We start from the raw sequence: 13,143 nt of genomic DNA, 5'->3' as shown, positions 1-13,143 counted from the left end.
ACGGGTTATCGGGTTCCCCACATGTAGGTCTGCTTCTTGAGCTTGAGGTAGACGAAGCTCTCGGTGGAGCGCACGCCGGGCAGGGCGCGGATGCGCTTGTTGATGACGTCCAGCAGGTGGTCGTCGTCCTCGCAGACGATCTCCGCGAGCACGTCGAACGAGCCCGCGGTCATCACCACGTACTCGACCTCCGCCATGCCGGTCAGCGCGTCGGCCACGGACTCCGCGTCGCCCTCGACGTTGATCCCGACCATCGCCTGCCGCCGGAAGCCCACGGTGAGCGGGTCGGTGACGGCGACGATCTGCATCACGCCCTGGTCGAGCAGCTTCTGGACGCGCTGGCGCACGGCCGCCTCCGACAGGCCCACGGCCTTGCCGATCGCGGCGTACGGCCGGCGGCCGTCCTCCTGGAGCTGCTCGATGATCGCGAGCGAGACGGCGTCCAGCTGGGGGCTGCCGTTCCTCGGCTCGCGGGGGGTCTCACGGGAGGTCTCGCGGAGGTCCCGCGTGCCTCTCTGGTCTGCGCTTCGACTGGCCACGACCTCACTGTGCATGAGGACTCGACGGTTTCGCAAGGCCGGATTGATGAAATCCGTTGTTTACGCGTTCGCAGTGTGCGGATTTCGCAGAATCGGCGCGGCGGGGGGTGTTGAAACCGTCGGGCAACCGATTAGGGTGGGCATCTCAAGGAATGGACACCCCGACAGGAGGGCCGGCAGTGACCACCGAACTGCGTCGCCTGCGCAACTACATCGACGGAGAGTTCCGGGACGCCGCCGACGGACGGACCACGGAGGTGGTCAACCCCGCCACCGGCGAGGCGTACGCGACCGCTCCGCTCTCCGGACAGGCCGACGTCGACGCCGCCATGGCCGCCGCCGCGGCCGCGTTCCCGGCGTGGCGGGACACCACGCCCGCCGAGCGGCAGAAGGCCCTGCTCAAGATCGCCGACGCCTTCGAGGAGCGGGCCGAGGACCTGATCGCGGCCGAGGTGGAGAACACGGGCAAGCCGGTCGGGCTGACCCGCTCCGAGGAGATCCCGCCCATGGTCGACCAGATCCGCTTCTTCGCGGGGGCGGCCCGGATGCTGGAGGGCCGCTCCGCGGGCGAGTACATGGACGGCATGACCTCGATCGTCCGCCGCGAGCCGGTCGGCGTCTGCGCGCAGGTCGCGCCCTGGAACTACCCGATGATGATGGCCGTGTGGAAGTTCGCCCCGGCCATCGCGGCGGGCAACACGGTCGTGCTCAAGCCGTCCGACACGACCCCTGCCTCCACGGTCCTGATCGCCGAGATCCTCGGGGAGATCCTGCCCAAGGGCGTCTTCAACGTCATCTGCGGCGACCGCGACACCGGCCGTCTGATGGTCGAGCACCCGGTCCCGGCGATGGCCTCCATCACCGGCTCGGTGCGCGCCGGCATGTCGGTCGCCGAGTCCGCCGCCAAGGACGTCAAGCGCGTCCACCTGGAGCTGGGCGGCAAGGCCCCGGTCGTGGTCTTCGAGGACACCGACATCGCCAAGGCCGTCGAGGACATCTCGGTCGCGGGCTTCTTCAACGCCGGCCAGGACTGCACGGCCGCCACCCGCGTGCTCGTGCAGGAGTCCATCCACGACGAGTTCGTGGCCGCGCTCGCCAAGGCGGCGGCGGAGACGAAGACCGGGCAGCCCGACGACGAGGACGTCCTGTACGGCCCGCTGAACAACCCGAACCAGCTCCGGCAGGTCGCCGGCTTCATCGACCGGCTGCCCGCCCACGCCAAGGTGGAGACCGGCGGTCAGCGGGTCGGCGACAAGGGCTACTTCTACGCCCCGACGGTCGTCTCCGGCCTCCAGCAGGACGACGAGATCATCCAGAACGAGGTCTTCGGCCCCGTCATCACCGTCCAGTCCTTCACCGACGAGGACCAGGCGGTGGGCTACGCCAACGGAGTCGAGTACGCCCTCGCCTCCTCGGTGTGGACCAAGGACCACGCCCGCGCGATGCGGATGTCCAAGAAGCTGGACTTCGGCTGCGTGTGGATCAACACCCACATCCCGCTGGTCGCGGAGATGCCGCACGGCGGCTTCAAGAAGTCCGGCTACGGCAAGGACCTGTCGGGGTACGGCTTCGAGGACTACACGCGGATCAAGCACGTGATGACGTCGCTGGACGCCTGACGACGGACGGCGCGCGGCCCCGGACGGGACTCTCCGTCCGGGGCCGCGGCGTGCTCGGGGCCGTGCCGGGGAGGGGGCGGGGCGGGTTCCACGGATGCCGGTGGGGCGCCCGCGCGGACGTGCCCGCCCGGACGTGGTCGCCCGCGCGGACGTGCGCCGGTCAGTGGCCGTGCGGCGCCTCGTCGTGCCCGGTCGGCTCCGGGGCCGGCTCCGTCGCCGCCGGTGCGTCGCCGCCCGCGCGGACGGTGAACGCCGCGGTGCGGACCTCGTCGTCGATCTTGAAGTCCAGGAACAGGCGGTACGTCCCCGGGCTCGGCGCCGTCGCGGAGAAGGCGACCTCGGGGCCGGACTCGGCGTCGCCGTGGACCTCGTCGTGCGGGTGGACGTGGAGGTAGGCCAGGTCGCCGGAGCGCAGGGCGACCAGGTGGCCGTACGCGCCCAGGTAGGGCTGGAGGGCGGTGACGGGGCGGCCCGCGCGGGTGACCGTGAACGTCAGCGTGCTCTCGCCGCCCGCCTTCAGGCCGCCGGCGAGGGCGACCGTGTAGCCGTCCACCTCGGCGGTGCGGGACGGCGCGGGGAGGTTCCCCGGCGCGTAGTCCCCGGTGACCGCGAGGTCGGCGCCCAGGGTCAGGCCGTCCTGCTGGGCGGCGGGCGTGAAGTCCGCGAAGACGCGGTAGGCGCCGGGGTCGGGGAGGTCGGCGGTGGAGCGCCAGACGCCGTCGGAGCCGCGTGCGGAATGCAGATGGCGGTAGACGGTCAGATCGCGTGAGGCGACGATCAGGTGCAGTTCCTTCCCGTGCTCGCGCCGGTACTCGGTCACCGGCCGTCCCCTGCCGTCGCGCACGACGAAACGCAGTTCGCTCTCCTCGCCCGCCCGCACGCGCGGGGTGTCCAGGTCCAGGGTGTAGCCGCGCTCGGAGACCTGGAGGCCGCCGGGGGCGGTCCCCGGCGCGGAGGGCGTGCTGCTCGCCGCCGGGCGCTTCGCCGCCGTCTCCGTCTTCATCTCCGCCGTCGTCTCCGTGGAGATCGGGTTCACGGCGTCGCCGATGCCGTAGGCGACGGCGAAGGACGTGGCGAGTGCGGCGGTGAAGGCGCCGATCTTCTGTGCGGGACGCATCGCGGGCTCCTGGAGTCGCTCGTCTGACTTGCCTCAGCATACCCTTGGGGGGTATACATGGCCTCAGCTTATACCCCACTGGGGTATGAGGGAAGTTGGACGAAGCGCCCGGGGAGGACGCCCCCCGGACAGGAGGAGTGAGGACGCCATGACGATCGCCCCGGCACCCGGCGCCGCCCAGGTCGAGCTGGCCATCGGCGGAATGACCTGTGCCTCCTGCGCGGCGCGCGTCGAGAAGAAGCTCAACCGCATGCCGGGCGTCACCGCCACCGTCAACTACGCGACCGAGAAGGCGAAGGTCAGCTACCCGGCCGGCGTGACCGTCCCCGACCTGATCGCCACCGTCGAGGCCACCGGGTACACCGCCCACGAGCCCACTGCGCCGGACGCCGCCGCCCCGCCCGCCGAGACCGACGAGCTGAAGCCGCTGCGCGAACGGCTCGTCACCGCCGTCGTCCTGGCCGTGCCCGTGATCGCCATGGCGATGGTCCCGGCCCTGCAGTTCGAGTACTGGCAGTGGCTGTCCCTGACCCTCACCGCGCCCGTCGTCACCTACGCCGCCTGGCCCTTCCACCGTGCCGCCTGGACCAACGCCCGGCACGGCGCGTCCACCATGGACACGCTGGTCTCCGTCGGCACCGCGGCGGCGTTCCTGTGGTCGGTGTGGGCGCTGTTCCTCGGCACCGCGGGCACGCCGGGCATGACCCATCCCTTCGAGCTGACCATCGCCCGGGGCGACGGCTCCGGGAACCTCTACCTGGAAACGGCCGCCGGGGTGACCGCCTTCCTGCTGGCCGGCCGCTACTTCGAGGCCCGCTCCAAGCGGCGGGCGGGCGCCGCGCTGAGGTCGCTGATGGAACTCGGCGCGAAGGACGTCACCGTGCTGCGCGACGGCGCCGAGCACCGGGTGCCCGTCGCCGATCTGAAGCCGGGCGACCGCTTCCTCGTCCGGCCCGGCGAGAAGATCGCCACCGACGGGACCGTGGTCGAGGGCTCCTCCGCCGTCGACGCCTCGATGCTGACCGGCGAGTCCGTGCCCGTGGAGGTCGGCGTCGGCGACACCGTCACCGGCGCGACCGTCAACGCGGGCGGGCGGCTCGTCGTCGAGGCCACCCGGGTCGGGGCCGACACCCAGCTCGCCCGGATGGCCCGGCTCGTGGAGGACGCCCAGAACGGCAAGGCCGCCGCCCAGCGGCTCGCCGACCGGATATCCGGCGTGTTCGTGCCGGTCGTCATCGCGCTCGCCCTCGGCACCCTCGGCTTCTGGCTCGGCAACGGCGCCGAAGCCGCGACGGCGTTCACCGCCGCCGTCGCCGTGCTGATCATCGCCTGCCCCTGCGCCCTCGGCCTCGCCACCCCGACCGCGCTCATGGTGGGCACCGGGCGGGGCGCCCAGCTCGGCATCCTGATCAAGGGCCCGGAGGTGCTGGAGAACACCCGGCGCGTGGACACCGTCGTCCTGGACAAGACCGGCACCGTCACCACCGGCCGGATGACCCTGCTGGCCGTGCACACCGCCGACGGCGAGAGCGAGGCGGAGGTGCTGCGGCTGGCCGGGGCGCTGGAGCACGCCTCCGAACACCCGATCGCGCGGGCCGTCGCCGCCGGCGCCGAGGAGCGCGTCGGAAGCCTGCCGGCGCCGGAGGACTTCACGTCGGTGGCCGGACTGGGAGTGCGGGGCGTCGTTAACGGTCACGCGGTCCTCGTCGGACGGGAGAAGCTGCTGGCCGACCGGTCGCTGGAACTGCCGGAGGCACTGCGCGCGGCCAAGACGGCGGCCGAGCGGGACGGCCGCACCGCCGTCGCGGTCGCCTGGGACGGGCGGGCGCGTGCCGTGCTGGTGGTCGCCGACGCGGTGAAGGACACCAGCGCCGAGGCGGTGGCCCGGCTGCGGGCGCTGGGGATGCGGCCCGTGCTGCTCACCGGCGACAACGAGGCCGTCGCACGGGCGGTCGCCGCCGAGGTCGGCATCGAGGAGGTCATCGCCGAGGTGCTGCCCGAGGACAAGGCCGCCGTCGTGCGCCGGCTCCAGGAGGAGGGCCGTACGGTCGCCATGGTCGGCGACGGGGTCAACGACGCCGCCGCCCTCGCGCAGGCCGACCTCGGACTCGCCCTCGGCACCGGCACCGACGCGGCCATCGAGGCCGGCGACCTCACCCTGGTCCGGGGCGACCTGCGCGCCGCCGCCGACGCGATCCGGCTCTCCCGGCGCACCCTCGGCACGATCCGCGGCAACCTGTTCTGGGCCTTCGCCTACAACGTCGCCGCGCTGCCGCTCGCCGCGGCCGGACTGCTCAACCCGATGCTCGCCGGGGCGGCCATGGCCTTCTCGTCGGTCTTCGTGGTGAGCAACTCCCTGCGGCTGCGGGGCTTCAAGGCGGCGTGAGGCATCTTTCCGCCCCCCTTTTGAACACGTTCAAAAGGGGGGCGTAGGCTCGGGTCATGAGCGACAGAGCCGCCCTGCTGAAGGGCATTCGCGCGTGGTTGGCGTTCTTCGTGGTCTGCCTGGTCCTCAGCGGGGCGACGGCCTTCCCCCTGGTCCACGAGCTGCGCTGGGCCGAGGAGTTCCTCCGGTCGACGTTCGTGCCCGAGCAGCTGCCGGGGCTGATGGAATGGGTCGAGCGGGTGCGGCGGGGGCTGGACGCCACCGACGCCGACCACCCGTTCGTCCTGTACGGCACGGACTGGCTCGCCTTCGCCCACCTGGTCATCGCGGTCGCCTTCTACGGCCCCTACCGCGACCCGGTCCGCAACATCTGGGTGGTCGAGTTCGGGATGATCGCCTGCGCGATGGTCGTCCCGCTCGCCCTGATCTGCGGGCCGGTCCGCGGCATCCCCGGGTGGTGGACGGCCATCGACATGTCGTTCGGGGTGTTCGGGGTGATCCCGCTGTACGTGGTGCGCCGCAGGATCAAGCGGCTGGAGGCGCTCACCGCGGCCCCGGACCCCGCCCGTCTCGCTCGAACCGCTCCTGCGCGGCCATGACCTCGTCGCCGTGCTCGAACGCCCGGGCCCCGAAGGCGTCGATCCCTCCGCCGCCGAGCGCATCGCCGCCGCGGCCCCGGACGCCCGTGTGGTGAAGGCGTTCAACCTCTGCCACGTCGACGTCTGGAGGCTGACCCCGTCCGTCTTCGACGGCCGCCCCCTGGCGGTGCCGCTGTGCGGCGACGACGAACGGGCGCTGTCCGCGTACGGCGGCTGGTGCGCGACATCGGCTGCGAGCCGGTGAACGCCGGGGACTGGACCGGGCGGGGCTGGTGGAGGCGACGGCGGCGCTGCTGATCGGGCTGTGGGTGGGGGACGGGGCCGACGCGCAGGCGATCGCGCCGCCGCTCAGCTTCGCCGGGCCCCGGCGGTGAGGCGGTCGCGCAGGGCGCACAGGGCGTCGACGCGGTTGGTGGTGATGGAGTCGACGCCCGCCGCGACCAGCCGGCGCATCGTGCGCCGGGTGTCGGCGGTCCAGACGGACAGCAGGTAGCCGTCGCGGTGGACGCGGTCGGCGAGGTCCCGGTCCACCAGGCCGAAGCGGTAGTTGAGCCAGCGCGGGCGCACCGCCTCCAGCAGGGCGGGCCGGGGCGGGGCCAGCGTCGTCCAGGTCAGGGCGATCTCGGCGGCCGGGTCGGCCTCGCGCACCGCGAGCATCGCCCGCGCGCCGGCGCAGTAGTACACCCGGTCCTGAGCCCCGCACTCGCGGACCACGTCGACCACCCGGCGCGCCGCCCGGACGTCCGGCGTGCCGGGCAGGTCCAGCATCAGCCGGCTGCCGTCCGTCGCCGCGAGGGCCTCGGCCAGCGTCGGCACCCGGCCCCCGGTCAGGCCCCGCACCTCGTCCGCCGACAGGGCGAGCACCGGCCGGTCGTGCTCCCACAGCCGCTTCAGCGTCGGGTCGTGCAGCAGCACGGGGACGCCGTCGCGGGTCAGGCGCACATCGGTCTCCACCGCGTCCGCGCCCAGGTCGAGCGCGGTGCGCAGGGAGTCGATCGTGTTCTCGGGGTGGTGGTAGGGGGCGCCGCGGTGGGCCACGGCGATCACGTTCCGCATGGGCCCATTGTGGTGGGTCGGGCCCTGTAACGGGTCGGCCCCGGCGGGTCAGGACGCGAGCCACCGCGCGGTGTACTCGTCGATCTCGGCGGTCAGTCGCGCCTTGCCGGGCTCGTCCAGGAACGACGCCTCGACCGCGCCCCGCGCCAGGCCGGCGAGACCGCGCTCGTCCAGGTCGAGGAGGCGGGCGGCGACGGCGTACTCGGTGTTGAGGTCGGTGCCGAACATCGGCGGATCGTCGGAGTTGACCGTCACCGGCACGCCCGCGTCGACGAACTCCCGGATGGGGTGCTCGTCCAGGGTGCGCACCGCGCGGGTGGCGATGTTGGAGGTCGGGCACACCTCGAGCGCGATGCGGTGCTCGGCGAGGTGCTCCAGCAGCTTCGGGTCGCGGGCGGAACTCGTGCCGTGCCCGATGCGCTCGGCGCGCAGATGCGTCAGGGCGTCCCACACGGTCTCCGGCCCGGTGGTCTCGCCGGCGTGCGGCACCGAGTGCAGCCCCGCGGCGATGGCCCGGTCGAAGTACGGCTTGAACTGCGGCCGGGGCACGCCCACTTCGGGCCCGCCCAGCCCGAAGGAGACCAGCCCCTCCGGGCGCAGCCGGTCGTCGGTGGCGAGCCGGACGGTCTCCTCGGCGGACTCCAGCCCCGCCTCGCCGGGAATGTCGAAGCACCAGCGCAGCACGGTCCCGAACTCGGCCTCGGCCGCGGTGCGGGCGTCCTCGATCGCCTCCATGAACGCCTTGGCGTCGATGCCGCGGCGGGTGGAGGAGAACGGCGTGACGGTCAGCTCCGCGTACCGCACCTGCTGCCGGGCCAGCTCCCGGGCCACCTCGAACGTCAGCAGCCGCACGTCCTCCGGGGTGCGGATCAGCTCGACCACGGACAGGTACACCTCGATGAAGTGCGCGAAGTCCGTGAAGGTGAAGTAGTCGACCAGAGCCTCGGGGTCGGTGGGCACCTTCGAGTCGGGGTGGCGGGCGGCCAGTTCGGCGACGATCCGCGGGGACGCCGAGCCGACATGGTGGACATGCAGCTCCGCCTTGGGCAGTCCGGCGATGAAGGCGCGCAGATCACGGTCGCCGGTCATGGCGGCCACGAGACGGTCGGACAAGGGTTCCTCCCCGGGAACGGCGCCCCGGGCCTGGCCGGCGGGACGCGGGTGATCGGCTGATCGACGGGTCGGGATCATCGTAGGCCGGGAGATGTCGCGGGGGACCGGGCCCCCGTGCCGACGGTTCTGGTCGTAGCATGACCGCACGCGTTCGACCGCGTACGACAGAGGGGACCCCGCGCATGTCCGACGACCCGCAGCCGCCGGCAGCGCCGGAGCACAACGCCGCCGACGGGCAGGGGGCGTCCGCGACCGGCGGTGACGCCCGTGACCCGTGGGCGCCCGAGAAGTCCGTGCGGGAGACGAGCCCCGGCGCGGCGCTGGACAGCGACGCCATCCCGGTCGTGCGGGACGACCCCGACCCGTGGGCCGCGCCCGCGGGACCCGGCATGACCGTCGCGTCGAGCGGCCCTGTCGCCCCCGTGCCGCCCTCCGTGCACGACCAGCAGACGGTCACCTCGATGCCCACCGCCGACGGCAACCCGGCCCCCGCCCAGCCCTGGGCGGCGCCGGCCCCGTCGACCGGCGGACCCGGGGCGTACCCGCCGCCCAACCCGTTCGCGCCCCCCGGCCCCGGCACCCCGCCGGCGGGCACCCCCCACCAGCCGGGCACCCCCTCGGCCGGCACCCCCTACGCGCCGCCCACCGGCCCGGCCGCGCCCCCGCAGGGCGCCGTCCCGGCCCCGGCGATCGCCCCCGACGGCCCCGGCCGGGCGCCGTACGGCTATCCGGCGGCCGGCTACGCCTACCCGGCGCAGCCCGTCCACGCCGGCCAGCACGCCCCCGGCCACCACCATCAGCCCTACCCCGGCTGGACCGGCATGCCGGCCATGCCGGCCATGCCGAACAACGGGCTGGGCACCGCCGCGCTGATCGTCGGCATCGTCTCGGTCGTCGGCTTCTGCCTGTGGCCGCTCGCCATCGTCACCGGCGTCCTCGGCGTCGTCTTCGGCGTGATCGGCAGGCAGCGGGCGAGCCGGGGCGAGGCCACCAACGGGGGCCAGGCCCTGGCCGGCATCATCTGCGGAGCCGTCGGCGCGGTCGTCGGCATCCTCCTGATGCTGGCGCTGTTCCTCGCCTGACCGCTCACGCCGGGCGCGGGACGGCCTCCTGATCCCGCGCCCGTATCCGCTCGCGCGCCGCCATCAGCGCGAACCCCAGCAGATTCGCCCCCCGCCACCGCTCCGGGTCCCCGGCCGCGGCGTCGTCCGCCGCCAGGCCGATGCCCCAGACCCGGTCCACGGGGTTCGCCTCCACCAGCACCCGGTCCCCCGTGTCCAGCAGAAACTCCCGCAGACCGGCGTCGGCGCCGAACTTGTGCACGCTCCCCTCGACCACGATGCCGAACCGCTCGCGCTCCCACACCGCCTCGTCGAAGCCGCGCACCAGCCGCCCCGCCCGCTTGGCCTGCGCCGGATGCTCCGCGGCCAGCGCCAGCCGCTCGGCCTCCGCGTCCCCGAAGAGACGGGCCTTCGCGGCCATCATCCAGTGCTCGGCACTCGCGTACGCCACGCCGTCCACCGTGAACGGCGACGGCCACCACTGGCTGAGACAGCCGGGACCGATCCGTCCGCCCGGTCGCGGCCGGTGCCCCCAGAAGTACAGGTACTTCACCCTCACGCCCGCCCGGACGGCCTCGACCAGCGCTTCGCGCGAGCCGATCCGTCCCGGCGCCCCCGTCGTGTTCTCCATGCACGCGAGTCTGGCAGGCGCCACTGACAGTCCGTCCTGCCTTTTCCCGGGCGACTCGACACCTGGTCGACAGATTCCGTCGTGTAACCAAAAGGCAACAACGGAATCCCTTGTTGATGACCCACTGCTCTGTCAGGATCGGCACTCAAATCGAGCTGGAGCCACGCCGCCGAAGGAGAGCGACATGCACGACGCGGGTCAGGGCACCCCGGAACGATTCGCCGCACGGGACCGGTTCGCGGACGGTGCGCAGTACATCGCCGGCCGTCTCACCCACGGCACGTCGGGCCGTACGCACGCCGTCGTCGACCCGGCCACCGGCGACGAGGTGCTGCGCTACGCACTGGCCGGCGCCGACGACGTCGACGCCGCCGTGGCCGCCGCCCGCGACGCCTTCCCGGGATGGTCCGCCGCCACCCCCGGCGAGCGGTCCGACGCCCTGCACCGCCTCGCCGCCGTCCTCGCCGACCGCGCCGAGGACTTCGCCCGCGCCGAGTCCCTGCAGTGCGGCAAACCGCTGAAGCTGACCCGCGAGTTCGACGTGCCGGGCACGATCGACAACACCGCCTTCTTCGCAGGCGCCGCCCGTCACCTCCAGGGCCAGTCGGCCGGCGAGTACTCCGGCGACCACACCTCGTACGTGCGCCGCGAACCCATCGGCGTCGTCGGCTCCGTCGCGCCCTGGAACTACCCCCTCCAGATGGCCGCCTGGAAGATCCTCCCGGCGATCGCCGCGGGCAACACCGTCGTCCTCAAGCCCGCCGAACCCACCCCGCTCACCTCCCTGCTGTTCGCCCGGGCCGCCGCCGACGCGGGCCTGCCGAACGGGGTCGTCAACATCGTCACCGGCGCCGGCCGGGACGCGGGCGAGCGCCTCGTCGGCCACCCCGATGTCGCGATGACCTCCTTCACCGGCTCCACCCCCGTCGGCAAGCGCGTCGCCGAGATCGCCACCGCCACCGTCAAGCGGATCCACCTCGAACTCGGCGGCAAGGCGCCCTTCGTGGTCTTCGACGACGCCGACCTCGAGGCCGCCGTGCACGGCGCGGTCGCCGGCGCGCTCATCAACACCGGGCAGGACTGCACCGCCGCCACGCGCGCCTACGTGCAGCGCCCCCTGTACGAGGAGTTCGTCGCCCGGACCGCCGCCCTCATGGAGACCGTCCGGCTCGGCGACCCGTTCGCCCCCGGCACCGACCTCGGGCCGCTGATCTCGCACGCCCACCGCGACCGGGTCGCCGGCTTCGTCGACCGGGCGCGCGCCTACGCGCGCGTGGTCACCGGCGGCGAGGCCCCGCGGGGGGAGCTGAAGGACGGCGCCTACTACCGGCCCACGCTGATCGCCGACGCGCCCCAGGACAGCGAGATCGTCCAGGCCGAGATCTTCGGCCCGGTCCTCGTGGTCCTGCCCTTCGACACCGACGACGAGGGGATCGCGCTCGCCAACGACACCCCGTACGGGCTCGCCGCCTCCGCGTGGAGCCGGGACGTGTACCGCGCGGGCCGTGCCACCCGTGAGATCCGGGCTGGGTGCGTCTGGGTCAACGACCACATTCCGATCATCAGCGAGATGCCGCACGGCGGCTATGGGCAGTCCGGCTTCGGCAAGGACATGTCCATGTACTCGTTCGAGGAGTACACGCAGATCAAGCACGTCATGTTCGACAACACGGCGGTGGCCCGCAAGGACTGGCACCGCACCGTCTTCGGGGACCGATAGCCACCAGGCCGCCCGACCCGCGGCCGCCCATCCTCCGAAAGGGCACCACGCGCATGGAGCAGTACGAGCCCGACCGCCCGTCGCCGGCCCAAGTGGCCGCCATGCGGCGCAGCCTCCGCAACGGCAGGGCCTCCCTCAGCCGCCGCTCGCTGCTGCGCGCCTCCGCGGGCGGCGCACTCACGGCCGGCGGCCTCGGCGCGCTGAGCGCCTGCGGCATTCCGCCGGCCGCGAAGACCTCGGGCGTCTCGTCGGAGGACCACTCGGCGAAGGAGAAGACCGTCAGCTTCTCCAACTGGACCGAGTACATGGACGTCGACGAGAGCGAGAAGCACCACCCGACGCTCGACGCGTTCACCAGGCGGACCGGGATCAGGGTCGAGTACACCGAGGACATCAACGACAACGTCGAGTTCTTCGGCAAGATCAAGCCGCAGCTCGCGGCCGGCCGGCCCACCGGACGCGATCTGATCTGCGTCACCGACTGGCTCGCCGCCCGGCTCATCCGCTTCGGCTGGGTCCAGAAGCTGGACCCGGCCAACCTGCCCACCGCGTACGCCAATCTCTCCCGGCAGTTCCGCAGCCCCGACTGGGACCCGGGGCGCGCCTACTCCTACCCGTGGACCGGCATCTCCACGGTCATCGCCTACAACAAGAAGGCGCTGGACGGCGTCGAGGTCAAGTCCGTCTCCGACCTGCTGGACAACCCGAAGCTCAAGGGGCGGGTCGGCTTCCTGTCCGAGATGCGCGACAGCGTCGGCATGACCCTGCTCGACCTGGGCAAGGACCCGGGCCGGTTCACCGACGACGACTTCGACGCGGCGATCGCCCGCCTCCAGAAGGCCGTCGACCGGGGCCAGATCCGCCGGTTCACCGGCAACGACTACACCTCCGACCTCACCAAGGGAGACTTCGCCGCCTGCCTCGCCTGGGCCGGCGACGTCGTCCAGCTCAAGGCCGACAGCCCCGACGTCGACTTCCTCATCCCGGACAGCGGCTACATGACGTCCACGGACAACCTGCTGGTCCCCAACAAGGCACGGCACAAGACCAACGCCGAGCGCCTCATCGACTACTACTACGAGCCCGGACCGGCCGCGCAGCTCGCCGCGTACATCAACTACGTGTGCCCGGTCGACGGGGTGAAGGACGAACTCGCCGAGATCGACGAGGACGCGGCGAACAACCCGCTGATCCTCCCCGACGAGGAGATGGCCGCGAAGTCCCGCGCCTTCCGCTCCCTGAGCTCGAAGGAAGAGACGGCCTACGAAGAGAAGTTCGCGAAGCTCACAGGGGCGTGACGAC

Annotated in this window: 11 protein-coding genes and 1 pseudogene; 7 read left to right on the top strand and 5 right to left on the bottom strand. The window is 72.9% G+C overall.

Features of this window, described 5'->3' with window-relative positions; all coding sequences use genetic code 11:
• Positions 1-5 precede the first annotated feature (5 nt).
• Positions 6-554: an Lrp/AsnC family transcriptional regulator gene (locus ABZY13_RS13390; protein WP_356630002.1), complete on the bottom strand. Its 549-nt coding sequence runs from the start codon at positions 552-554 to the stop codon at positions 6-8.
• A 164-nt stretch (positions 555-718) separates the two neighbouring features.
• Between ABZY13_RS13390 and ABZY13_RS13385 the strand changes: the two genes are divergently transcribed.
• Complete coding sequence (locus tag ABZY13_RS13385) at positions 719-2,158, top strand: gamma-aminobutyraldehyde dehydrogenase (RefSeq protein WP_356630000.1); 1,440 nt, start codon at positions 719-721, stop codon at positions 2,156-2,158.
• Between the two features lie 160 nt (positions 2,159-2,318).
• On the opposite strand, the gene ABZY13_RS13380 is transcribed toward ABZY13_RS13385, so the two are convergent.
• The gene (locus ABZY13_RS13380) at positions 2,319-3,275 is read right to left on the bottom strand and encodes a hypothetical protein (RefSeq protein WP_356629998.1); all 957 of its coding nucleotides are present in this window, start codon (positions 3,273-3,275) and stop codon (positions 2,319-2,321) included.
• 148 nt (positions 3,276-3,423) lie between these two features.
• On the opposite strand from ABZY13_RS13380, the gene ABZY13_RS13375 reads away from it, so the two are divergent.
• From ABZY13_RS13375 to ABZY13_RS13365, 3 genes and pseudogenes are all read left to right on the top strand, one after another.
• Positions 3,424-5,661, top strand: a complete 2,238-nt coding sequence (locus ABZY13_RS13375) for a heavy metal translocating P-type ATPase (RefSeq protein WP_356629996.1) — start codon at positions 3,424-3,426, stop codon at positions 5,659-5,661.
• A 56-nt stretch (positions 5,662-5,717) separates the two neighbouring features.
• Positions 5,718-6,260: a hypothetical protein gene (locus ABZY13_RS13370; RefSeq protein WP_356629994.1), complete on the top strand. Its 543-nt coding sequence runs from the start codon at positions 5,718-5,720 to the stop codon at positions 6,258-6,260.
• A 43-nt stretch (positions 6,261-6,303) separates the two neighbouring features.
• Positions 6,304-6,634 (top strand): annotated as a pseudogene (locus ABZY13_RS13365) (NADP oxidoreductase); the annotation flags it as partial.
• Here the strand turns inward: ABZY13_RS13365 and ABZY13_RS13360 are convergent.
• Both ABZY13_RS13360 and ABZY13_RS13355 read right to left on the bottom strand, forming a co-directional pair.
• A complete protein-coding gene (locus ABZY13_RS13360; protein WP_356629992.1) occupies positions 6,609-7,316 on the bottom strand; it encodes a glycerophosphodiester phosphodiesterase in 708 nt (235 codons plus the stop codon). The pseudogene ABZY13_RS13365 and the gene ABZY13_RS13360 sit on opposite strands and share 26 nt — an antisense overlap.
• A gap of 48 nt (positions 7,317-7,364) precedes the next feature.
• A complete protein-coding gene (locus ABZY13_RS13355; protein WP_356629990.1) occupies positions 7,365-8,507 on the bottom strand; it encodes an adenosine deaminase in 1,143 nt (380 codons plus the stop codon).
• Between the two features lie 104 nt (positions 8,508-8,611).
• Here ABZY13_RS13355 and ABZY13_RS13350 point away from each other — a divergent pair, with 104 nt between their 5' ends.
• The gene (locus tag ABZY13_RS13350; RefSeq protein WP_356629988.1) at positions 8,612-9,511 is read left to right on the top strand and encodes a DUF4190 domain-containing protein; all 900 of its coding nucleotides are present in this window, start codon (positions 8,612-8,614) and stop codon (positions 9,509-9,511) included.
• Positions 9,512-9,515: 4 nt separating this feature from the next.
• Here the strand turns inward: ABZY13_RS13350 and ABZY13_RS13345 are convergent, their stop codons facing one another.
• Positions 9,516-10,121: an NADAR family protein gene (locus ABZY13_RS13345; protein WP_356629986.1), complete on the bottom strand. Its 606-nt coding sequence runs from the start codon at positions 10,119-10,121 to the stop codon at positions 9,516-9,518.
• A gap of 184 nt (positions 10,122-10,305) precedes the next feature.
• Here ABZY13_RS13345 and ABZY13_RS13340 point away from each other — a divergent pair, with 184 nt between their 5' ends.
• Both ABZY13_RS13340 and ABZY13_RS13335 read left to right on the top strand, forming a co-directional pair.
• On the top strand, positions 10,306-11,841 hold the full coding sequence (locus ABZY13_RS13340) for a gamma-aminobutyraldehyde dehydrogenase (RefSeq protein WP_356629984.1): 1,536 nt from the start codon (positions 10,306-10,308) through the stop codon (positions 11,839-11,841).
• A gap of 53 nt (positions 11,842-11,894) precedes the next feature.
• Complete coding sequence (locus ABZY13_RS13335; protein WP_356629982.1) at positions 11,895-13,139, top strand: spermidine/putrescine ABC transporter substrate-binding protein; 1,245 nt, start codon at positions 11,895-11,897, stop codon at positions 13,137-13,139.
• Positions 13,140-13,143: the final 4 nt, after the last annotated feature.

Source organism: Streptomyces sp. NPDC006610 (assembly GCF_040611575.1).
Lineage (GTDB): Bacteria > Actinomycetota > Actinomycetes > Streptomycetales > Streptomycetaceae > Streptomyces.
This window is presented reverse-complemented; position numbering and strand designations above follow the sequence as displayed.

What these genes read in the sequence shown, in the direction of transcription:
- ABZY13_RS13350 (WP_356629988.1), top strand. Translation starts at nt 8,612, where the DNA reads ATGTCCGACGACCCGCAGCCGCCGGCAGCGCCGGAGCACAACGCCGCC.
- ABZY13_RS13375 (WP_356629996.1), top strand. Translation starts at nt 3,424, where the DNA reads ATGACGATCGCCCCGGCACCCGGCGCCGCCCAGGTCGAGCTGGCCATC.
- ABZY13_RS13345 (WP_356629986.1), bottom strand. Translation starts at nt 10,121, where the DNA reads ATGGAGAACACGACGGGGGCGCCGGGACGGATCGGCTCGCGCGAAGCG.
- ABZY13_RS13390 (WP_356630002.1), bottom strand. Translation starts at nt 554, where the DNA reads ATGCACAGTGAGGTCGTGGCCAGTCGAAGCGCAGACCAGAGAGGCACG.
- ABZY13_RS13360 (WP_356629992.1), bottom strand. Translation starts at nt 7,316, where the DNA reads ATGCGGAACGTGATCGCCGTGGCCCACCGCGGCGCCCCCTACCACCAC.
- ABZY13_RS13355 (WP_356629990.1), bottom strand. Translation starts at nt 8,507, where the DNA reads ATGATCCCGACCCGTCGATCAGCCGATCACCCGCGTCCCGCCGGCCAG.
- ABZY13_RS13380 (WP_356629998.1), bottom strand. Translation starts at nt 3,275, where the DNA reads ATGCGTCCCGCACAGAAGATCGGCGCCTTCACCGCCGCACTCGCCACG.
- ABZY13_RS13370 (WP_356629994.1), top strand. Translation starts at nt 5,718, where the DNA reads ATGAGCGACAGAGCCGCCCTGCTGAAGGGCATTCGCGCGTGGTTGGCG.
- ABZY13_RS13335 (WP_356629982.1), top strand. Translation starts at nt 11,895, where the DNA reads ATGGAGCAGTACGAGCCCGACCGCCCGTCGCCGGCCCAAGTGGCCGCC.
- ABZY13_RS13340 (WP_356629984.1), top strand. Translation starts at nt 10,306, where the DNA reads ATGCACGACGCGGGTCAGGGCACCCCGGAACGATTCGCCGCACGGGAC.